Source organism: Alphaproteobacteria bacterium (genome assembly GCA_025800285.1).
GTDB lineage: Bacteria > Pseudomonadota > Alphaproteobacteria > JAOXRX01 > JAOXRX01 > JAOXRX01.
Map to the genome: position 1 here is coordinate 1 of JAOXRX010000036.1, position 21686 is coordinate 21686.

Below are 21686 nucleotides of genomic sequence, written 5' to 3' on the forward strand. Positions count from 1 at the left end.
ACGACCAGTTCCACTTCCAACTTCTAACACATCACCTTTAACTAAATCTAAAAAAGCTTTTTTGTCATAAGATATATTTTTAGTTCTTATATCATACATCGTAGCAATATTAGGCATATATATTTTCCTTCTTATTATATATCATTTTAAATTCATATCTAATAAACAATAAATTTTTAACTCTAATCATATTGCTTCGCTTTCTTTGTTTTATAGACTATATAAACCATAACTATGCATTTTGCAAGAGCTACGAGAACAATAATGCAAATTAAAACTTGACAAAATAGGAAAAATGTCCTATAAATCAATAATTGAAATAAGAACAACTATGCCCATGTAAAAACATGGGCTTTTTTTATATTAAAAAGAAAGGAACTAAACAATGGCATTATCTCAAGTATCTATAGCTTCTGCTGCTCTTATAAAAGTTGGAGCTATGCCAATCAATTCATTTAACGATAACACTGCTGAAGCGGAAATAGTGAACACTTTGTATCCTATAGTAAAAAGAGCAATATTATCTTCTCATCCATGGTCTTTCGCCACTAAACAAACATCTCTAGCGAGATTGCAACAAAATCCTATAGCAGATTACGACTCATCATTTCAATTGCCCTCTGATTTTTTAAGAGCTCTTTCTGCTGGAGTTGGTGATAGAGGTCAAGGCATTTACTACAGAATTGCAGGAGATCAAATACATGCAAATGCTGATGAACTTAACTTAACATATATATTCTCACCAGATGAGAGTTCATTCCCTCCATTCTTTGAGCAAGCTTTAATAGCAAAGTTATCTGCTGAACTATGCATTCCTCTGACAGAAAACACTTCTCGAGCTCAAGCTTTGCAAAAAATTGCGGATTATGAATTTAAAAAAGCAAAAGCTATTGATTCACAACAAGATACACCGAACTCATTTAATGATTTCTCTTTAATAAATGTTAGAAATTAATTTTCTTGACTTTTAGTCATATTTATCATATATTTTTTTTGATTTTGAAATGCCTCGGTGGCGGAATTGGTAGACGCAGCAGATTCAAAATCTGCCGACCTCTGGTTGTGCGAGTTCGAGTCTCGCTCGAGGCACCATAAAAAAACACCCTTTTGGGTGTTTTTTTTATTTACACAGAAATATATTTAAAAATAAATGAATTTCATAATAGTAGTTTATAAATATCTTTCTAAAAAAATAATATAAAATCTATTTTTGGCATTTAGAACAGTAGAAAGTTGATCTCCCTCCCTGCTTAATATTTTTAATTACATCATCACAAACAATACACTTTTCACCTGCTCTACCATAGACAGCAAAGTTATTTTGAAAACCTCCCATAGAGCCATCGCTTTGAACATAATCTCTTAAAGTTGAGCCTCCTGCTTCTATAGACTCTTTCAATATTCTCTTTGTGTGTTTCGCTAAGGAATCTGCTTCCTTTGAAGATAGAGAGTTAGCTTTACGGAGAGGAGAAATATTAGCATAAAAAAGAGCCTCACAAGCATATATATTACCAATACCACAAACTATTTTTTGATTTAATAAAGCTGCTTTAATATTACCAGTTTTATTACTTAATAATTTAAACAAAACTTCACCATCAAATTCATCACTTAGAGGCTCTATACCTATATGTGATATTAAATCATGATTATCAACATCTCTACTATCTAAACTTATCATTAACCCAAACCTACGAACATCATTATATATAATAGACATATGAGAATCTAACTTAATTATAACATGAGTATGTTTCTTTAAGTTGTTTTCATCTAAATTCTCATTTAAAGTTAATTGACCCGTCATACCCAAATGGCATAGTATTGACTTACCATTAGATAACTCAATAATTATATATTTAGCTCTTCGTTTAATTGATTTAATAGTAGTGTTTTTCACATCATTTATAAAGCTATCATTGATATTTCGTCTCAACTTATAATTAAATATTTTAACATCTAATATTTTTCTATTTACTATATATTTCCTCAATCCACTGGATATTATTTCAACTTCTGGTAGCTCTGGCATAACTCTCCCTTTAAAAAAAACTTGATTATTATTTCTTTATATGATATTAACATTAATAAATAAAAAAATGAAAGTATTTTTTTATATTTGCCCCCAAAAAAGGGGGTAATATTTTAGAAAAAATATAAAGGAGAAGAGTATGAAAAACAAAATATCTATGCCTCAAGCTACAGCGACATGGCTAATTGATAACACAAGCTTAACTTTCAAACAAATTGGTAGGTTCTGTGGAATTCACTGGCTACAAGTAAAAGCTATTGCAGACGGAGAAATACCTAAAGTTATTGGTGAAAGCCCAATCAAAGATGAACTTCTAACAAAAGAAGAAATCAAAAGATGTGAAGCTGATCCAAAAGAGCAATTAAAAAGAAAGCTTGCTAGAAAAGATATCCCAGAGGTATCAAAGAGAACAAAAGGTATTAAATATATACCTATCTCAAAAAGAGAAGATAAGCCAAATGCGATTGCATGGTTAATCAAAAACTATCCAGAAATGAAGGATGAGGTTATTGTTAAGTTAATAAGAACCACAACACCTACAATTGAAGCAGTTAGAACAAAGACTCACCGAAAACAAGATGAAATTGTTCCTACAAGCCCAGTTACATCAGGACTATGTTCTTCTGAAGATCTGGAAGCAGCAATTGCGAAAAAATAACACAGCTAAAGAGTTAGTAATATTAACCTATTATTAACTCTTTTTATTTAAAAGATAATAAATAACACTAAATTTCTAAGGGGAAGGAAATGTAAAGTTATGAGAGTACTGCTAGTTGAAAACTATCAAGCCACTATAGACAAAATTAAAAATTTATTAAACAGCAAAGAAATAATTATAGATACATGTGGCTCTAAAACAGAGATGCTAGAACTGTGCAAACTATATGAATACAATTTAATAATTATAGAACAAATGCTAGACTCTATGGATGGAGACCATTTAATAGAGGAATTAAGAAACGATAACATCAAGACTCCTGTTCTTGCGATTTCAAAAACAGAAAACATGTCAAAGAGAATAAGTGCTTTACGAAAAGGTGCAGATGACTTTATTGTTGAGCCATTTGACAATCAAGAATTTCTAGCTAGAATTAAAGCAATTATTAGAAGAGCTAATGGATATGCTCAAAATAAGATTAAATCTGGAGATCTAGAAATAAATCTATCTGAACAAAAAGCTTATTTTAAAGGATCAGCAATATCTCTTACAAAAAAGGAATATATGATATTAGAGTTTTTATTCTTGAAAAAAGGAAGTACTTTAAATAAAGAGAGATTTCTAAATCACTTATATTCCGGAAATGATGAACCTGAAGCAAAGATAATCGATGTATTTATTTGTAAGTTAAGGAGAAAGATTGAAAAAATCAGCGGAGGAGAAAGCTTCATAGAAACCGATTGGGGACGAGGATATTATTTATTAGATAAAGAGCAATAAATATTGCTTTTTCTTGAATATTATGTATAATGCCATGACATAGCGGTCGTGGCGGAATTGGTAGACGCGCAACGTTGAGGTCGTTGTCCTTGATAAAAGGGTGAGAGTTCAAGTCTCTCCGATCGCACCATAAAAAAACACCCCTTTGGGGTGTTTTTTTTATAACTTTGAGCATTAACTAAGTATTAGAATTATCTTTAAAATAACAATTTAAAAACCGCACCTTAATTAATTTAAAATTTATTTTGATAGTCTGCAATATCATTAATTGTTTCAACAATATCATCTGTTCTAACATCTATTAAAGAACTATCAACTTCTCTAACATATTTTGTGTTTGACTCCAAAGTAGCACCGTTATCAATCCAAACAGTTTTTAGACCTATCTCTTTCGCCTTTGTAATATTAACATAACTATCCTCAAACATAGCTGTCTTATCAATATCCAACTCAGCTTCAGTTATTAGCTTTTTATATGGATGAACATCAGGCTTTGCAATAAAATCAGTTTCCTCAAGACCCCATATTAATTCAAAGTGATTTAATATACCAAGAGCATCTAAAACTTTTTCTGCATATACACTTTGAGAGGTTGTTAAAATATATTTCTTACCTTGTAACTTTTTTAAAGCTTTGTCTAATGCTTTATTTTGTTCTAAACGAGATATATCTACATCATGGCAAAAAGTCTCAAACTTTTTAGCATCTTCAAGCTTACCCTCTTTTATTAATCCTTGTAGTGTTGATCCATACTCATAGTAATATTTCTTTTTTATATCTACAGCGATATCTTTTTCCCAACCATATTCTAGCATTAGGAACTCAGTTATTTTATCTGAAACTTGATTAGCTATTTTACTATCTGGTCTATATAGAGTCTCATCTAAATCAAATATCCAGCTTTTTACATTTTCTAATTTTTTAATCATAATAATTTTTATATAAAACTTTATCTTGCAAAAAGCAAGGTTTTATTTTAGGTTAGAATTAATATAACGATTAAGAAAAGGTTAGAAAAATGAGCTATTTTAAGTGGTGGATTGCTGGAGGCAATAACGAAGTTGGAGCGAACAGCCATGTGGTTGAGTTTAATTATAAAGATGAACAAGGGCACAACAAACATATTTATCTTATCCAAGAGCTAGGAGTAAGCTTTGCTGATAGAAAAAAAGCTGATGATCCAGATTATTTTTATCCAGATGTTACAGAGTATTTATCAAAACATGAAGATCAAGATAGAAATCCTAAAGAGGCTCAAGCAATATTATTAACTCATGGTCATTTAGACCATATAGGTGCTATAGCAATTTTAGCCAAGGAAGGTTATAGATTACCTGTTGTTTATGCAACTCGTAGAACCATCTCTTTAATAGAGGGAATGCTAGAAGCTCTAGAAGCTCCAGATAGTATAAGATACAAAGAAATAGATCCTAAAAGAGAAAAAAGCTGTAAAATAAAAATTAATGATTATCTAAATATTGATTGGTATCCAGTTAGTCATTCTGTAAGTGGTAGCGGAGGTTTTCTATATACGGCAAAAGATAGAGATGATGAAGAACCTATTAGAGTATGTTTCCAAATAGATTTTAAAACAGATACTACAGTTCTTATAGAGCCAGGTTATGCAAGATCTATCATACAAGACATGGGTAAGAATAAAATATCTGCTTGCTTCATGGAATCCACCAGAGCAGAATCTAAAGGCAGAAACTCTACTGAAATGAAAATTATGGATAATATTCAATATATTATCAACAAACACCCTAAAAACAGAGTTGTAGCAACAACAATGGCAACAAATGATCAAAGACTTGCAATATTTGTGTATCTAGCTCATAAAAACAATAGGAAGCTTATATACTTCGGAAGATCTATGGAGGCTACTGTCAAAAACATGAAACAAGAAATTGTAAAGAGTATCGAAAATAGATTTGATATAAAAATTGATATAGATGAAACTATAATTAATGGTAAATTTGTTAATCTAGAAGACATACCGGTTGAAGAACAGTTAATAATGCTAACAGGAACTCAAGCAGAAGATGGTGCAGCTATGACTCTTGCTTCAAAAGAAGATCATAAAAAATTTACATTCAAAGGATATGATATAGTCCTAGATTCAGCTTCTGTCATTCCTGGCAATGAAGATTTCGTATATCCTATGCTTAAAAGGATTGGGGAAACAGTTGAGAAAGTTTATACACCACCTATGTACGATATTCATGCATCAGGACATGGACTAGGCGGAGAATTAAAAGAATTTTTGACAGATATATCTAAAACTGAGTTAAAAAGTTTTATAACTATGCACGGAGAAAAAAAACATAGAGAATCTCTCAAAAGATTAGCCGAAGAAGTAAATAGTGATTTAGAATATTATAAAGGTAATACTTTTGAAATACTTGCTCCTAATAATGGGGATATAATCGAAATAAATAAAAATGGAAGCAAAATAATTGCTTCCAATGATAAAGATTTCTTAACTTACACTCTAGTTAAAGAGGAATTTTAATTAAGTTGATTGATAGTTTCAACAACATCTGTTAAAGATTGACTAGTTTCTGTAACTGGTCTTTCTTCTAAAGTTTTTCTAGCATTAACAATATACTCCATTTCTTCCGTCCGATATCATGTTTTATTAAAGAAAACAAATAAAAAAAAGACCGTGAAAATTTCACGGCCTAAGTTCGGGGAGGAAATATTTAGAGACCGAAGTCTCAAAATATAAGAGAAGAATAATTACCTCTCTATGAATAGTAATATACTATAAAAACCCCCTATTTTCAACTCTTTTTTTTGCTTTTTTTATTAAAACAACCTAAGTCATTGAAAATATTATTTATTTTTATTTCAATTCCTCAAAATTTACAGGGGCAATATTCAATGGAGGGAAGCCTCCTTGAACACTTATTGAAGAAATAATTTGCCTTACATAAGGAAATAAAATTTTAGGTACTTCTTTTACTAACACAGCCTTTATAGCATCTTCATTATCAGAAACAATCTCTACAAGAGCCGCATAATCAACCTCTACGATAAATGAAGTTTTCTCTTCTTGTGTAAGAGTAGCCTTTACCTTTAAAGACGATTCGTATATATTTTTTGCTGAGCCGCTTTTATTAATAACTATATTTATATTAACATCAACATTTGGTACTGACTTATTTTGGAAAATATCAGGAGCATTAGGACTCTCGAAAGATAGATCCTTCAAGTATTGCCCTATTATTGACATTTTTATTGTTTCATTATTTTCTGCTTTCTTTTTTACCATTTACTTACTCCTTATTCATATGGATTTATACTTTTTCTATTATTTAACAATTCTTCTTTAGTTAACTGAAAGCTTAATAAAACTTTATATTTCCCTAAAACATCTAAATTATTAACTCTAATCTTCTCTTTAAAATTTAACACCTCAAATTTATAAGAAGATTCATTTTCTATATTTATATTCTCAACATAATTACTTTTCAGTATAATTTTATTATTATCATCTAATACAGAGATAAAATAGTGAATTGGAATATTATTAGCCGTTTTTTTATCTAAAGAAATATGCAACTGAAAAGTACCTTCAATTTCTAATTCTTGATACTCTGTTAAATGACACTCTGCAAAAGGTTTTGTAATGATTGCTTTATACAAAGCCTCACCTGTATTTTCATCTAACTTATTAACTTTATAACCATCAGATATAATAGATATTTCAGGGCACTTATTTAACTTAATCATGGCTGTTGACGAACAAGCACTAACAAACATTAAAAATATTAAAATTAAGGTTTTTGAAAAACTATACATCTTATTTTACCTCTTAGATCTTTTTTCTGTCCTAAATATCTTAGACCAGCTTTTTTCATAAAGCAAGAAACTTTTGTTTTTTGCCCTACTCCTATCTCTAGGAATAGCTTCCCTTGAGGTTTCATGTATTTACAAACTTCTTTAGAAATTTCTTCATAACAGTTTAGCCCTTCATTTTCAGCAAACAATGCCAAATGAGGATCATAATTATAAACTTCTTTTGATAGTTTTTCATCTCTTTTAACATAAGGAGGGTTTGATATTATTATATCGAATTCTCCATGAACATTATCAAACCAGTTGCTTTTTATAAACTTACATCTGTCCTTCAATTTTAAAGAGTTAGCATTTTGTCTTGCCTGCCTAAGAGCTCCAGCTGATAAATCAACACCAACACCTGTAGCATTCTTAAATTCATGCAAAATAGATAATAACAAGCAGCCACTACCTGTTCCTAAATCTAATACTCTAAGCTCGTCATTATCATCAAAGTTTTCTAATATACTTTCAACAACACTTTCGCTATCTGGTCTAGGCACAAGAGTATTCTTATTCAAACCAAACTCTAGCCCCCAAAATTCTTTACTTTTTTCAATTCTAGCAATAGGCTCATTATTTAATCTTCTTTTAACCAGTTTATTTATAGCTAACTCATCTCTATGAGATAGAGCTCTAGCCCCATCCACAAAAAGCATTGTTCTACTTACCCCTAATGCTTTTTGCATTATAATACTACTATCAAGAACAGGATTATCAATTTTTGCTTCATTGAATTTATTAATTATATCTTGTCTTTTCTGAGAAACGGTCGAAGGAATTACTTTTGTTGATAGCATAATTAATAATAGACAACCAAAGTCAAAATATTTATACCCCGTATATAATGTCATAGAGATAAGAATAGGTGCTAAACAAGAATAAGAAATAAAATTAATATTTTTATTATTTGTAAAGACCTTTATAAATATTAAAGCTAAATATGAAGAGTATAAGAAAGTTCCTAACAAACCTGTTTTTAAAACAAAGTAAGTAAACATACAATGAGTAAAACCTACCTTTGTATCAACAATAGCTGGTGATTGAAACTTATACCCCCAACCTTTACCGAATAATATATCTGCTACACTATTTTTAATTTCGCTAATTACAGCATAGAACTCTTCAATTCTTGAATTACTGCCAACAGCTCTAGTTTTTTCAATTAACATATTAAGTGAGGTATCTATATATTCTCCAAAGTAGAAATACATTAAAGCAAATATACCCAATGCAGATACAACATATAATATATTTTTTCTTGATTTATTAACTACATATAAACTTGAGAAAACAACAGCTGAACCAATTGAGGCTCTTTGAGAAGTTGCCATCATCGCTCCAAAACAAATTGTAGAATAGAAAATTGTTAAGCCTTTTTTTATTAAACTTTTAACCTCAAAAAAATCTAAAAACATAAATAATGTTGCAAACAATATAAATGGAGAAATTGCTAAATACATATTGTTATCATAAAATCCAAACTCCCCCAATAGCTCCCAAGAAAACCCCGATATAATCAAGAACCTTAAAGCCAAACAAACTCCAGCAAAAACACCAACTAAATAAAGTCTAGAGGTATCTCTATTAGATATTTTTGAATACATAAACACAGGTATAAAAGAATAAAGCAACGGTATAGCATCTCGTATAATCAAAGATAAACTATGCCCTCTTATAAGCCCATTAACAAATGGAATTATGAATAAAAATGATAAAGCTACACTACCAACCTTTTCAAAAGCTTCTCGTTTTTTTTCAAATAAAGGTCTTAATGTTAAAACTCCAAGAAAATTGAATGTTCCAATTGATATAACTAGCAATATGGCAATAACTATTTCAACCACACCTAAACTTTCTGGAGTTGGTTGCCCCCATATAGAGTATATAGTGATTGCTAGCAATAATAATTGCATTTGCAAATGAGAGTAATTAATCTTTTTTAACATTCGATAAATTTAACAAATAAATACTATTCTTGCAAGAATATATTTAATTAATCTTTTATATCTGAAATTGCTGCAGTTGTAATTGCAATTTGACTTAATACATTTGTTATGAATGTAGAGCTTTCCATAAAGTTATATGGATCTGGATCTCTAGGAACTATAATTGTAGAGCCTTCAGGAACAGATGTTTCTGCAAAATCCCACGAACTCTCTTTTATAGGTTTAGAGCTACCATCAGGGAATAGTATAAAACCTCTACCCTTATCCGCATAATAGCTATAGCCACCAGCTTCTTTGATATAATCTCTAGATTTCTTACCTGTTTCAAATTTCAGATTTGATGGATTTAAAACCTCTCCCATCACATGAACAGTTAAACTCCTTTTAGGCACATATACTTTATCACCTTCTTGAAGTAGTATATCTTTTTCTGGAGAAGTAGCCAAAGCATCAGGATTTGCCTCAACAACTATTCTGCCTAAAGGCTTAATTGCTTTAATTTCCTCTATTAAACTCTGAGAATATTTTATATGATTTGTATTTACATCTTCATTTGATGCAATATATTCTGCTAAACTTCTTTCTAAGTTTCTTACTGCCTGCTTGTATTTTTCTTTCTCTTTAATCCTAGCACTTTCTCTAGAATAAACAGTCCCGTAAGCATAAGACTCTTCTGTTAAACCTCCTGCTCTAGCAATTAAACTAGAAAGTTTCTCTCCTCGAACAAAGCTATATTTCCCAGGATATTTAACCTCTCCAGATATGTAAACACCAGCATCATTTACTAAATCAAATTTAGCTTTAACAACTACAGAATCACCTCTGGTAACTCTAATGTATTTTTCTTTTAGATCGTTAAATGATAATTGCTTTTTATCTATTCTATCATATTTTGTTTTTGTAACCTCTATTTTCTGATTATTTGCAGAAGGCAAAACACCTCCTGAAAGTCCAATTAAGTCTGTAACCTTAACATTATCATAAACAGGATATAAACCTTCTTGAGAAACCTCTCCATATAAAGATACCGAGTTATTAGCCAATAAATCATAATGCTTTAGAACTATATCATTTAAATCTTCTTTTTCTTCTTTTTGAAAACTTTCAATATCTTGCTTAGTTAATAGAGTTATTTTATCGCCTTGTTTTAGAATAACCTCTCTATTTTTAGACAGAACAAGAGCAGGATTAAACATAATTTTATTAGCTGTTAGATTTTTATCATTAAATCTTTCAATAATGCCAATGAAAGGATACATGTTCTTTTTATAATCCAAGTCTATTTCCTTCATTAGCTCTGATAAATATTTGCTTTTATTAATAGATAAAAATCTGCTAGAATTTGAATTAATCATCTCAACGACTTCAGATGAGGATTTAGAATCAGATACTATAATCAAGTTTCCCTTACCAAATTTAGTTTTATTAACACTTACATTTTTATCAATTCCTGCTATAACTCTTATTAATTCATCATTACCAGAACTCTCAAATATAGATTCTTTTTGAAGACTTCCTATAACTGCTACCGTCTCACTTATTGTTGGTATCATAACCCTAGTAGAATGCTTTAAATAAACATCTTCAAAGTTATCATTACCTGCAAACATTTCATATAAATCAATAACCTTTTTCTCTCCGTTATTTATTACTATAATTTTTCTAAGACTACCTGTTTTCTTTATACCCCCAGCCATAGATATAAGATCACTAAGTTTAGACATAGCATTAAGAGTATATGCACCAGGTTTTGCCACCTCTCCCAAAATAGTAGCATTGATTAAACGAATTTTATTTAAGCTAACATAACTTTTTGTATTTAGATACATCTTAGAAACACGAGCCTGTAATAAATCTTTGAATTCATACAGTTTTAAACCAGCAGCATCTATTGGCAACAAACCTTCAAATATAACTTTACCATGCTTATTAACAGTTACTTCATAAGTCATATTTTTGCCACCAGTTAAAGAAACACTTATTTCATCACCACTTCCTAACACATAGTCATCTTGAACTCCCCCTGATGACACATAATTTCCTCTTTTAATAAGCTCATTATATCCATATTGATATAAGTCTTTTTGTGATAATTTTTGATTATAGTATTTCTCAACTTTAGAGAACTTATTTTCACTTATCTCTTTTAATTCTTCTACAGCAAAGCTCATATTACTACACAACACAAAAACAAGCATTATTAAGCTTTTTAAAAAAACTTTCATTTATTTAACCTCTTAGATATTAAACATATTAAAATATTATTTCAGCTCATCATATAGATAAACTTATTTTTATGCAAGATAAAAAACTATATATTGACATACATATAAAATATATACTATATATATTATTAATATATGAAAAAGGAGATAAATATGCAGAGAAAATTCCAAAAAACTATATTATACACAGTAATACTAATTACATCTTTTATATGTGGCATGAACACAAGCATCGCTAGAGATTATTACTACTTTACATCTTTAACTGGACTTATAGACTCTAACTCCAATATACCTTTTGACGGCAGTGTTGTTGCAGAAGCAGTTGGCAATGTTAAAATAAACATTGATGATATTGTTATAGATCAAAGCGATACAAATAAAGAAATTGATTTTTCAATAACAGCTTCAGGAGATATAAACCCAGACGAAGTAAGTCTATATTTCAAATTAAGCAATGAAAATATTATTGCAAAAGATAATGTGATTATATCAGGGACTGGAATTAATAGAAAAATCTCTATATCAAGAGCAATTAGCGATGAAACTGGAGAGACTCACTTAAGCATATTTGCAGCAGCAGGAAATACTCAAGAAGCAACAAAGCATATTGATATCACTGTTTCATCTACATGTGATAACCCTATAGATGCTGGAGGACATGCTATATTATGTAATTCTCATCAAGAATATTTACTTTCTAGCGATAAAGACTTATTACATATATCCAAATATCAAAGTGATTCAGCGATTGGAGAAAGAATATTAAATGGAACTTTCCAATTGACTAAAAGCATTTCTTTTGACTCAAATGAGAGCAATGTAGATTGGGATAATAGTGGAACAGCAGGAGATAATAACGATAACGAAGGCTGGACTCCTATTGGGAACCCAACAAATAAATTTAAAGGGAAAATATTAGGTAACGGTAAAACAATATCTAATCTATATATAAACAGGCCATCATCTGATTATCAAGGATTTATAGGGTATTCAGATTTAGGAAAAATATATGATATTGGACTAAAAAATGCTTACATAAAGGGTAAAGATAATGTTGGAGGACTTGGAGGACATATATCATTTGTTTCTAATAGTTATGTAAAAGGAGAAGTAAGAGGAACTCATTATATTGGAGGAATCTTAGGAGATGCTTCATATTCATATATAAATAATTGTTATACAGATGCTCAAGTGATAGGAACTTCTGAAGTTGGGGGAATAGTTGGAGGGAAAGCCCCTTCTTATATTAATAACTCTTACTCTGCTGGCAATATTTCTGGATCCTCTTATGTGGGAGGGCTTGTCGGTAAATCGGCTTCAAATCTTGCTATTAAAAACAGTTATTCCACAGCAAGTGTTAGTGCTTCTTCGCTTAAAGGAGGACTTGTTGGAGGCGGAGATATAAACATAAACAATGAAAATAATCTGTGTGAATATCATGATGAATCTACAATAACAATTTGCAATAGTGAAAATGCAAATTTAATCAGAAACAAAGGAAGTATTAGTTTATGGGAAGACAAGCTATGGGAAGATTTAAATGATATAAATCCTAAATTAGAGTGGGAAGTTGCTGGTAATATAGATAGTAAAATAGCTTTCGATAACATACCATCAGCTTGCGACTCATCCAATCCTCTAGAGAATATATATTACGATGGGAACTCTTATGTAATTGGTGGGGAAAATGGGAATAGCAAATTAGCAGAAAAACAATTACTATGCCTATCTCAATTACAAACATATGAATCAATGTCAGCAAATTATAAATTAAATGCAGATGTGGATTTTGGAGACAAAACTTCTGTTGATTGGGATGGCGATGGCAACCTATCATCAGCAGATGACTCTAAAGGTTGGAATCCTATAGGAGTAAATGAATCAAATATATTCTTAGGGAACTTTAATGGACAAGGGCATTATATAAAGAACATTTATATTAATAGACCTTCTTCAAATCAACAAGGATTTTTAGGGAAAGCTAGAGGATCATACATATCAAACCTATCAATATTAAATATAACTGTTACAGGCAACGAAAATGTTGGTGGTTTAATTGGTAGTGCCTCTTACTCAACATTACATAATAATAGTGTTACAGGAAATATAACAGGCAACTCCAAACATGTTGGAGGGCTATCTGGATCAGCTTCTAATGTTTCTCAATGTTATGCAGATGTAAATGTGATTGGTAAATCGACTCATGTTGGAGGACTTCTTGGAGGCAGCTTAACTGGCTATACAGTCAAAAATTCTTATTCCTCTGGAACAGTTAACGGGACAAGTGATTTAGTCGGAGGCCTAATAGGCTATGGTCAATCAAATATTGAGAACTGTTATTCAACTGCTAAAGTAACAGGACAAAACTCTTATGTTGGAGGACTAGCTGGTTATGGTTATAAAGTATTAAACAGTTATGCTACTGGTAATGTAAGCGGAGCATCTCAAAGAATTGGAGGATTAGTCGGAAACCTTACATCATTAGGCTTCTTAACAAATAGTTATGCAACAGGAAATGTAACAGGTATTAGTGGAGTTGGAAGATTAGTTGGAGTTTCTTTCTCAAAAATAACTAACAGTTATGGAATTGGGACAGTTAGTGGCTCTGTAAATGTAGGAAGCTTGGCTGGATACTCATCAGTGTCTCCTGCAAATGAAGGAGGATATTGTGATGAGGTTCAAAGTGTAGCGACAGTCTGTAATGCCTCACAAATATCTACAATACAAACGGGCTCAACATATGGAGCATGGGATAGCGAATCTTGGAATCTAGGAAGCTCAGAGCCTTCGCTAAAAAACATGCCTAATTAAAATTTATAGCCACAAGCTTTATTGTGGCTATATTTATAAAATATTGTCTTGAAAAAAATTAAAAAATAGTCTATATACTTACTTGAATATAATAAATATTAAGGAATGTATAAAATGAAAAAAATATTAGCTTTATTAGTGTTAATTACTATAACAAACTCAGCATTTGCATCAGAGCCAACATTAATTGATGCTCATGGAGATTGGGAATCTTATACTTTCACCGAAGAAAGTGGTAGAGTTTGTTACATGGCATCCACTCCAAAATCATCCGTAGGTAAATATACTTATAGAGGTGATATCATAGCTATGCTAACTCATCGCCCAGGAGATAATTCTAAAAATGTTTTTAGTTTTAAAACAGGATACTCTTTCAAAGCTAATAGTGAAGTAACTTTAAAAATAGATAATAAAAGATGGAAGTTGTTTACAGATAAAGATACTGCTTGGGCTAAAGATGAAAGAACTGATAATGAAATTGCAGAAGCAATTCAAAGAGGCTCAAAAATGACTATAGAGGGACATTCTTCAAGAGGAACATATACCAAAGATACTTTCTCATTAAGAGGAACAATGTCAGCATATACAGACATATCTAGAAGATGTAAGGTAAAATAATGAAAAAAAATCTCTTAGGTTTATCTTACGATGAATTATTCAACTTATTAAATGAAGAACTAGATGTAAAAAAATATCAAGTAAAACAAATTTACTCTTGGATATACCACCATGGAGCTAGAAATTTTTTAGATATGACCAATATATCTAAAAAACTACAAAAAACACTAGAAGACAGATATGAAATAAAACGATTAAAAGTCCTTAATGAGCAAAAATCTATTGACGGCACTGTAAAGTGGTTATTAGAGACTGAAGATGGCAATTCTGTAGAATGTGTTTTCATTCCTGAAGGAAACAGAGGCGGAGCTTTATGTGTATCATCTCAAGTAGGATGCAAAATGGGCTGCAAGTTTTGTTGTACAGCAACTCAAGATTTTACTAGAAACCTAACCACACCTGAAATAATAGCTCAAGTAGTTCATTGTAGAGACTATGTTCAAGAGTGGGGAAAACTATTAGAGACAAGAAAATTTTCTAACATTGTTATGATGGGACAAGGAGAACCTTTAAATAACTACGACAACTTAGTTAAAGCTCTAAACATAATGTCTGATGGAGAAGGTTTATCTATATCAAAAAGAAGAATTACCGTATCTACTTGCGGAATAGCAAATAAGATTGTTTCTCTTGGAATTGATACAGATGTTAAATTAGCTATATCCTTACATGCTGTTAATGACGAAAAAAGAAGTAAAATAATGCCTATAAACAAAGCTTTTCCTATTAAAAAGCTTATGGCAGAGATTAGAAAATATCCAAACTTATCAAACTCTAGAAGAGTAACTTTTGAATATATCATGATAGATGGACTTAATGATACAAAGCAAGATGCTTTAGACTTAATTAAGCTATTGAAAGGAATCCCTGCGAAAATTAATCTTATAGGCTTCAATGAATGGGAGGGCTCATCTTTTAAGAGATCTTCTCCAGAAGCTATGAAAAGATTCTCTGATATATTAACAAGAGCAGGATACATTTGCCCTATCAGGACTCCAAGAGGCAATGATATTTCTGCAGCCTGCGGTCAACTTAAGAATAAGTCTTAATAGCTATTAGTTAAAAATTTATGATAAAAAAAGCCTTTAGATAGATATTTAGGCAATATACTTATTTCAGTAAATTAAATTGTTAGATAATATAAGCGATTCGTTTTTTATAGTGTAGAATCGCACAAAAACCAAAAATTTCGCTTAAGTTTTAAGCAAAATATTAGCAAAAAAAAGCAATAATCACCTGTTTATCAAGCTAAAAACTTAAAAAAAACTATAAATCGAACTTTTTCCGTTTAAAAAGCACTTTATCGTAATAAAATAACAAATAAACACAACTTTTTATTAATAAAAATACAATAAATATTGAGTTTGATTTGACTTTTACCTAAAAACATGGTATAAGTATATCTATAGATAGGAAACATCTATACAAAATTTTTTGGAGGTAAAAAATGACAAAAGAAGTTGAAACAACAAATGAAACTACAGATTCTGTAAATAGTAATACAGGTCAATCAAATGCTGAAGCAACAAAGAGAATGCTTTCAAAAAGTATGCAAACTAGAATTCAAAAGGTTAATGCTCTTAAGGCTACAATTAATGAAATCATATCAAGCTCTAGGACTCCTAAAGAGATGAGAGAAGATATTGCAAAAATTATAGAAGAGTCAGGGTTTTCTAATGAAGACATTAAAATTATAATGAATCACCCTAGCAATAAAGAATTTAAAGAACAAATAGCTCTTGCAATTACAGGCAAGAAAGCAAAGGAAAATAAAGCAGTTAAAAATCAACAAACTAACAGTAGTTGCTCAGGAATCAACTTAGGTATAGGTGATAAACTAGGTGAACTTAAAGGGTTTATCAAAGGGGTTTCAGAAAAAAGTGCTAATAAAGCATTTGAAGTTAAAGAAAATGCACTGGAAAAAGCTCATAATGCTGAAGTTAAAGGTGCTCATAAACCTGCTTTTGATGAAATCTCCTCAAATATAACTAAACTTAACAAAGTAATTAACAATTATGGTATAGGTGATAGAGATGACATCAAATCTAGAGCAAAAGATAAGAAAAAAATGAATACATTAATTTCTAAGATTGATGAGAGGTTTGATGAAGCTAAAAATGCAACTAGAAACAAAAGATCTAAAGGTCTATTAACATCACAAAAAGAAAAAGACAGCTTAACTGATATGTATAAAAATGCTAAAGAAGAAATGAAAGACAGCACAAAAAAACTAACAGAAAAAGCTAAAAAATTCGAAGAATTAAAAGAAGAGCAAAAAAGAATGGACAATATGTTAAAAACTATCATGGAATTCATTGAGAATATGTTCAAAGGTGTAGCAAATATATTAACTTTCGGTAGAGTTAAAATGAGAGTAAAAACAAAACAGCCTACAGCTGCATAAATAAAAAGATTTATGAAGGAAGAAAAGACTCAGCAACGACTGAGTCTTTTTTTATATATAGTTATCTATATTATATTCTTTGAAAGCTTATTAAAATAAGGAATTAAGTTATTATCATCTGCGGTCATCCAACCATAGAAATAAACCTTCCCTTTATATATCTGACCAAACAATGTAATACTAGGAGCATTCATTCTAGAATAGAAATCCTTATTAATAATATCTTTGGCTATTGATATTAAATATTGTATTTTAGCTTTGCTTATAGGTCCCTTTTTTTCATTAATTCTATTATGATTATTATCTAAAAGCCATTTTTTAACTCCAGATTTATCAAAGCCTCTAATACAAGGAAAACATGTTGGAATAAAAGAATAATAGAAATCTTTAGTTTCTTTACTTATCTCATGAAATGAGTGACTCTGCAGCCTATACTTACCCCATTCATGAGTCTTAAAGTTTATTATACCACAAGGAGTCACTAAATTTTTATTTAATTCCGCTCCAGAAAAACCTGCAGGCATATATTCAATAACTAGTTTATCTGGATTAACAAATAAATTAAAAGAATAATCAAACTTTGTAGGCATAGGAACAGAAAGAATTGCAACATAACCATATTTATCAAAAAATTCTGATATAGTCTTATATGCTTTCTCTATCCAATTCTCTTCATTAAAAAAAATACTCTGCGATTTTGGTATTATTCCTGATTGCCATTGTCTATCGGCAAGAATCCTCAATCTCCCCTCATCAAACTCAACACTTTTTAACACCTTAACTATATCTTCTTTTTTAGCTGTATTTAAGAATAAAATTGGAGTAAAAAAAACAGGTAAACCATTTTCCTTAGCTTCATACATAGATAGAATCTTTTCTGGATATTTTCCTAAAAAAATGGCTTTGTCATCATTTTCTATAAAATCAATAAGATCTGCTTTTGTTTTTAATATATTCATAATTTATTTATATATAAGAAAATTAATGTTTTGTCAATTTTATTAAGTTTATGAATGAAAATCATAGATACCTTTTTATAGTTTAATTATATAACCTTGAATTACACAAGCATGAAAAGATTTTTCGACTCCTTGCATTCGCTCAAAATGACAATATCATTTCCCCAACCCGTCATTCTGATGAGCAGAGCGAAGAAGAATCTCATTGTGCTACTGGATGTAAATTAACATTACACAAGCATGAAAATATTCTTCACTTTGTTCAGAATGACAATAAAAAATAGATTTTAAAAAATTTTAGATTATGAAAAAACCCCTAATTAAAAAATAGATTTTAAGCTTATTTTAGGTGAATTATTTTTGAGTGAAGTGTACATAAAAGTACATGAGCGAAAACCCCAGCTAAAAGCTGGGGCTCGAATAATCATATAAAATGAACTTATAATCTATTTTTCTATTATAGCTTTGATATCATCTACAGACATCTCTTTTTCTTCAACTTTCGCTAACTCAAGAACAAAGTCCATAACTTTTTTCTCAAATAAAGGAGCTTGAATAGATGCAATAGCATTTGGATTCTTTTGATAGAATTCAAGAACTTGTTTTTCTTGACCAGGATACTTTTGCATTTCTTGAGAAATAGCTTGATTAATTTCTTTTTGAGATACTGTAATTTTGTTTTTGTTTCCAATATCTGCCAGAACAAGACCAAGTTTAACTCTTCTTTCAGCAATACCTTTGTATTCTTTTTCTAAATCTTTATCAGATTTACCTTTATATTCTGAGCTTTCTGGATTTTGTTTTTTATCTTCTTCAACACGATTCCAGATTTCTTTAAATTCACCTTCAAGCAAGCTTTCTGGTAATTCAAGTTTAACTTTAGAATCTAGAGTATCTAGCATAGTTCTTTTAACAGCCATATCTGTTAATTCTGAATATTCTAATTCAACACTAGATTTGATTTTAGATTTTAGCTCTTCTAAATCTTTACACTGCATTTTCTTAGCTAATTCATCATCAATAGCTGGAACTACTTTTTTCTTTAACTCATGAACTTTAACAGCGAAAACAGCATCTTTACCTGCAAGATCTTTTGCAGCATAGTCAGCTGGGAAAGTTACTTTAATATCTTTTTCATCACCGATATTAAGCCCAATAACTTGATCTTCAAATCCAGGTATAAACATTCCTGAACCTATTTCTAGATCATATTTTTCTGCTTTCATTCCAGGTTTTCTTTCTCCATCAACTTTACCGTCAAAGTCTATAGAAACGATATCACCTTTTTTAACAGCTCTTTTTTCATCAAGAGCTTCTGATGTTTTATGAGCATTTGCAATATTTGTTAGAGTTTCTTCTATAGTTTTATCTTCAACTTTAGCTACTGGTTTAACTATAGAGATTTTAGAAAAGTCTATTTCTTTAACTTCTGGAATAGTTTCTAAATCCACAGAGATTTCAAGATCTTCATTTTCTTCAAATTTTTTAATTTCAACATTTGGTTGAGCAGCTGGTCTAATATCTTCTTTTTCGAATAGATCAGAGATTGCTTTATTAACTACTGCATCAAGAACTTCGCCCATTACAGCACTTTCGTATTTTTTCTTTAGAACATCTAAAGGAACTTTACCAGGTCTAAACCCGTCAACTTTAGCTGTTTCACCAATTTTTAGTAATTGTTCTTCTTTTTTTTCTGCTATAACTTTTGCAGACACTTTTACATCGTAAGATCTTTTAAGACCTGATGATTTTGTTTTTTTTATTTCCATATTTATGCTAACCACTCTTTTTTATTTATAGTTATAAAGTATAGACTTTGAGTCCAAATAGCCAGCAAAGCCTGCTTAATTTTTTATGCGAAAGAAATCGCTTAATATTATGGTGCGGATGAAGGGACTTGAACCCCCACGCCTCGCGGCACTAGAACCTAAATCTAGCGTGTCTACCAATTTCACCACATCCGCACAGTTCTAAGAGTTATCCTTATAACTCAATTTTTAAAAAAATGCAAGTTATTTTTTAAGAACTTTTAAAAAAATCACAATATTTTGCTATTTTACAGTTTTCACAATCTGGTTTTTTAGCCTTACACACATATCTACCATGTAGAACCAACCAATGACCAGCATATGTTTTATACTCATCAGGTATTACTTTTTCTAGATCTGCTTCGATTTTCAAAGGCTTATCATTTTTTGTCAATCCTAATCTTTGAGAAGTTCTAGAAACATGTGTATCAACCCCTATAAAAGGTTGGTGATAATAACTATTAAGAAAGACATTAGCTGTTTTTCTACCAACTCCAGCCAAGCTTTCTAAATCTTTTCTATCAGTAGGAACCTTGCTTTCAAATTTATTCACTAAGTCTTCTGACATTTTGATAATAGACTTAGCTTTATTATTATATAGCCCAATTGTTTTTATATACTCTTTTAAACCATCTATACCTAATTCCAACATTGCCTTAGGATTATCTACTTTAGCAAAAAGATCTGGAGTAGCTTTATTAACTCCTTTATCTGTTGCTTGAGCAGATAATATTATAGCTGTTAAGAAAGTATAATCATTTACGAAATCCAACTCACACTCTGGAGCAGGATTATCTTTTTTAAATATCTCAAAAATATCTTTAATATTTGCCTTATTCATACTACTTTGCCTTTACTATTAAACAATTTTTGATAACATTACAAACTTTGCTAGCTCTTGTTTTTGTGGTTTTAGAGGTTTGAACTCTATAAAAAATCCCCCTACTTGTATTTACTTTCTCTATATGACCTTTTAAGCCATCTAAAGTTCCCGAATATTTTTTCTTTAGCTTTTTCCAAGTATTAACAGCATCATTTCTACTTCTTAAAGAGCCTAATTGAACTCTATATATTCCAAAAGGAGAAGGTTTTGATTCAACTATCTTTTTAATTGCTTTTTTAGTTTCTATCTTTTTATTTTCTTTTCCTGATAGAACATTTATAAGATCATCTAAGTCTTCAACATCTTTTTCTGTTTTAACTTCTGTTTCTTCAAATTTTATTTTCAAATCTTTTTTAGAATCTTTTAGTTTAGATGTCTCTGTATCATCAACATCCCTAGAAGCTGATTCGTATATTTCTGTTTCTCTGAAAGGTATATCCATGCCCCCTTCATCTTTTGGCTTAATTTTAATAGGTGATTTATCCGCACTCACAACTGGCACTGCTTCATTAATATTATTCTCTTGTTTTGCAGAAAAGTATGAAGAAAAAATAGCCACCATAAAAATGATAAAAACCACACCTGTAACAAATCTAAAAATTTTATCTTTATTCATTTTGAAACCTCATTATAAAAATTAACATATATATGCATTAATATTTATATATAACTAGTCCTTTTGTCAATATATTTTTTTTGATTTTATTGTTGATTTT

The 21686-nt window shown here is 30.2% G+C and carries 18 protein-coding genes and 3 tRNA genes; 10 read left to right on the forward strand and 11 right to left on the reverse strand.

What is annotated here, in order from left to right; translation table 11 throughout:
- Window positions 1-385: 385 nt before the first annotated feature.
- Both OIF36_00555 and OIF36_00560 read left to right on the forward strand, forming a co-directional pair.
- Window positions 386-955 (forward strand): hypothetical protein, encoded by a 570-nt coding sequence (locus OIF36_00555; GenBank protein ID MCV6598963.1) that lies wholly within the window; start codon window positions 386-388, stop codon window positions 953-955.
- Window positions 956-1006: 51 nt separating this feature from the next.
- Window positions 1007-1092: transfer RNA gene (locus OIF36_00560), tRNA-Leu, on the forward strand.
- 112 nt (window positions 1093-1204) lie between these two features.
- Here the strand turns inward: OIF36_00560 and mutM are convergent.
- Complete coding sequence (gene mutM / locus OIF36_00565) at window positions 1205-2032, reverse strand: bifunctional DNA-formamidopyrimidine glycosylase/DNA-(apurinic or apyrimidinic site) lyase (GenBank protein ID MCV6598964.1); 828 nt, start codon at window positions 2030-2032, stop codon at window positions 1205-1207.
- Between the two features lie 139 nt (window positions 2033-2171).
- Between mutM and OIF36_00570 the strand changes: the two genes are divergently transcribed.
- The 3 genes from OIF36_00570 (at window position 2172) to OIF36_00580 (ending at window position 3600) form a co-directional block, all read left to right on the forward strand.
- Window positions 2172-2690, forward strand: coding sequence for a DUF1013 domain-containing protein (locus OIF36_00570; GenBank protein ID MCV6598965.1), 519 nt, complete (start codon window positions 2172-2174; stop codon window positions 2688-2690).
- 99 nt (window positions 2691-2789) lie between these two features.
- On the forward strand, window positions 2790-3470 hold the full coding sequence (locus OIF36_00575) for a response regulator transcription factor (GenBank protein MCV6598966.1): 681 nt from the start codon (window positions 2790-2792) through the stop codon (window positions 3468-3470).
- Window positions 3471-3512: 42 nt separating this feature from the next.
- Window positions 3513-3600 (forward strand) — tRNA-Leu (locus OIF36_00580).
- A gap of 103 nt (window positions 3601-3703) precedes the next feature.
- Here OIF36_00580 and OIF36_00585 read toward each other — a convergent pair.
- Window positions 3704-4399, reverse strand: coding sequence for a pyrimidine 5'-nucleotidase (locus tag OIF36_00585; protein MCV6598967.1), 696 nt, complete (start codon window positions 4397-4399; stop codon window positions 3704-3706).
- Between the two features lie 89 nt (window positions 4400-4488).
- On the opposite strand from OIF36_00585, the gene OIF36_00590 reads away from it, so the two are divergent.
- Window positions 4489-5982 (forward strand): ribonuclease J, encoded by a 1494-nt coding sequence (locus OIF36_00590; GenBank protein MCV6598968.1) that lies wholly within the window; start codon window positions 4489-4491, stop codon window positions 5980-5982.
- Window positions 5983-6315: 333 nt separating this feature from the next.
- Here the strand turns inward: OIF36_00590 and secB are convergent, their stop codons facing one another.
- The 4 genes from secB to OIF36_00610 are packed head-to-tail and all read right to left on the reverse strand — an operon-like array spanning window position 6316 to window position 11484.
- Window positions 6316-6744, reverse strand: coding sequence for a protein-export chaperone SecB (secB, locus tag OIF36_00595; GenBank protein MCV6598969.1), 429 nt, complete (start codon window positions 6742-6744; stop codon window positions 6316-6318).
- A gap of 11 nt (window positions 6745-6755) precedes the next feature.
- Window positions 6756-7235, reverse strand: coding sequence for a hypothetical protein (locus OIF36_00600; protein ID MCV6598970.1), 480 nt, complete (start codon window positions 7233-7235; stop codon window positions 6756-6758).
- A 14-nt stretch (window positions 7236-7249) separates the two neighbouring features.
- Window positions 7250-9259, reverse strand: coding sequence for a peptide chain release factor N(5)-glutamine methyltransferase (gene prmC / locus OIF36_00605; GenBank protein ID MCV6598971.1), 2010 nt, complete (start codon window positions 9257-9259; stop codon window positions 7250-7252).
- A gap of 47 nt (window positions 9260-9306) precedes the next feature.
- Window positions 9307-11484: an SLBB domain-containing protein gene (locus OIF36_00610; protein MCV6598972.1), complete on the reverse strand. Its 2178-nt coding sequence runs from the start codon at window positions 11482-11484 to the stop codon at window positions 9307-9309.
- Between the two features lie 153 nt (window positions 11485-11637).
- Here OIF36_00610 and OIF36_00615 point away from each other — a divergent pair, with 153 nt between their 5' ends.
- The 4 genes from OIF36_00615 (at window position 11638) to OIF36_00630 (ending at window position 17320) form a co-directional block, all read left to right on the forward strand.
- Window positions 11638-14298 carry a hypothetical protein gene (locus tag OIF36_00615; GenBank protein ID MCV6598973.1) on the forward strand — a complete coding sequence of 887 codons (2661 nt, stop codon included), beginning with the start codon at window positions 11638-11640 and terminating at the stop codon, window positions 14296-14298.
- A 114-nt stretch (window positions 14299-14412) separates the two neighbouring features.
- On the forward strand, window positions 14413-14916 hold the full coding sequence (locus OIF36_00620) for an invasion associated locus B family protein (protein MCV6598974.1): 504 nt from the start codon (window positions 14413-14415) through the stop codon (window positions 14914-14916).
- A complete protein-coding gene (gene rlmN / locus OIF36_00625) occupies window positions 14916-15965 on the forward strand; it encodes a 23S rRNA (adenine(2503)-C(2))-methyltransferase RlmN (protein MCV6598975.1) in 1050 nt (349 codons plus the stop codon). The genes OIF36_00620 and rlmN overlap by 1 nt, the downstream gene beginning before the upstream one ends.
- A gap of 398 nt (window positions 15966-16363) precedes the next feature.
- Window positions 16364-17320, forward strand: coding sequence for a hypothetical protein (locus OIF36_00630; GenBank protein ID MCV6598976.1), 957 nt, complete (start codon window positions 16364-16366; stop codon window positions 17318-17320).
- Window positions 17321-17385: 65 nt separating this feature from the next.
- Here the strand turns inward: OIF36_00630 and OIF36_00635 are convergent, their stop codons facing one another.
- From OIF36_00635 to OIF36_00655, 5 genes are all read right to left on the reverse strand, one after another.
- Window positions 17386-18279: a hypothetical protein gene (locus tag OIF36_00635; GenBank protein ID MCV6598977.1), complete on the reverse strand. Its 894-nt coding sequence runs from the start codon at window positions 18277-18279 to the stop codon at window positions 17386-17388.
- 446 nt (window positions 18280-18725) lie between these two features.
- Complete coding sequence (gene tig, locus OIF36_00640; GenBank protein ID MCV6598978.1) at window positions 18726-20048, reverse strand: trigger factor; 1323 nt, start codon at window positions 20046-20048, stop codon at window positions 18726-18728.
- Window positions 20049-20158: 110 nt separating this feature from the next.
- Window positions 20159-20243 (reverse strand) — tRNA-Leu (locus OIF36_00645).
- A gap of 55 nt (window positions 20244-20298) precedes the next feature.
- The gene (gene nth, locus OIF36_00650) at window positions 20299-20928 is read right to left on the reverse strand and encodes an endonuclease III (protein ID MCV6598979.1); all 630 of its coding nucleotides are present in this window, start codon (window positions 20926-20928) and stop codon (window positions 20299-20301) included.
- Between the two features lies 1 nt (window position 20929).
- A complete protein-coding gene (locus OIF36_00655; protein ID MCV6598980.1) occupies window positions 20930-21586 on the reverse strand; it encodes an SPOR domain-containing protein in 657 nt (218 codons plus the stop codon).
- Window positions 21587-21686 lie beyond the last annotated feature (100 nt).

Excerpts from the sequence above, each read along its gene's own strand:
- OIF36_00555 (MCV6598963.1), top strand. The coding sequence starts at position 386 with ATGGCATTATCTCAAGTATCTATAGCTTCTGCTGCTCTTATAAAAGTT.
- mutM (MCV6598964.1), bottom strand. The coding sequence starts at position 2,032 with ATGCCAGAGCTACCAGAAGTTGAAATAATATCCAGTGGATTGAGGAAA.
- OIF36_00570 (MCV6598965.1), top strand. The coding sequence starts at position 2,172 with ATGAAAAACAAAATATCTATGCCTCAAGCTACAGCGACATGGCTAATT.
- OIF36_00575 (MCV6598966.1), top strand. The coding sequence starts at position 2,790 with ATGAGAGTACTGCTAGTTGAAAACTATCAAGCCACTATAGACAAAATT.
- OIF36_00585 (MCV6598967.1), bottom strand. The coding sequence starts at position 4,399 with ATGATTAAAAAATTAGAAAATGTAAAAAGCTGGATATTTGATTTAGAT.
- OIF36_00590 (MCV6598968.1), top strand. The coding sequence starts at position 4,489 with ATGAGCTATTTTAAGTGGTGGATTGCTGGAGGCAATAACGAAGTTGGA.
- secB (MCV6598969.1), bottom strand. The coding sequence starts at position 6,744 with ATGGTAAAAAAGAAAGCAGAAAATAATGAAACAATAAAAATGTCAATA.
- OIF36_00600 (MCV6598970.1), bottom strand. The coding sequence starts at position 7,235 with ATGTTTGTTAGTGCTTGTTCGTCAACAGCCATGATTAAGTTAAATAAG.
- prmC (MCV6598971.1), bottom strand. The coding sequence starts at position 9,259 with ATGTTAAAAAAGATTAATTACTCTCATTTGCAAATGCAATTATTATTG.
- OIF36_00610 (MCV6598972.1), bottom strand. The coding sequence starts at position 11,484 with ATGAAAGTTTTTTTAAAAAGCTTAATAATGCTTGTTTTTGTGTTGTGT.
- OIF36_00615 (MCV6598973.1), top strand. The coding sequence starts at position 11,638 with ATGCAGAGAAAATTCCAAAAAACTATATTATACACAGTAATACTAATT.
- OIF36_00620 (MCV6598974.1), top strand. The coding sequence starts at position 14,413 with ATGAAAAAAATATTAGCTTTATTAGTGTTAATTACTATAACAAACTCA.
- rlmN (MCV6598975.1), top strand. The coding sequence starts at position 14,916 with ATGAAAAAAAATCTCTTAGGTTTATCTTACGATGAATTATTCAACTTA.
- OIF36_00630 (MCV6598976.1), top strand. The coding sequence starts at position 16,364 with ATGACAAAAGAAGTTGAAACAACAAATGAAACTACAGATTCTGTAAAT.
- OIF36_00635 (MCV6598977.1), bottom strand. The coding sequence starts at position 18,279 with ATGAATATATTAAAAACAAAAGCAGATCTTATTGATTTTATAGAAAAT.
- tig (MCV6598978.1), bottom strand. The coding sequence starts at position 20,048 with ATGGAAATAAAAAAAACAAAATCATCAGGTCTTAAAAGATCTTACGAT.
- nth (MCV6598979.1), bottom strand. The coding sequence starts at position 20,928 with ATGAATAAGGCAAATATTAAAGATATTTTTGAGATATTTAAAAAAGAT.
- OIF36_00655 (MCV6598980.1), bottom strand. The coding sequence starts at position 21,586 with ATGAATAAAGATAAAATTTTTAGATTTGTTACAGGTGTGGTTTTTATC.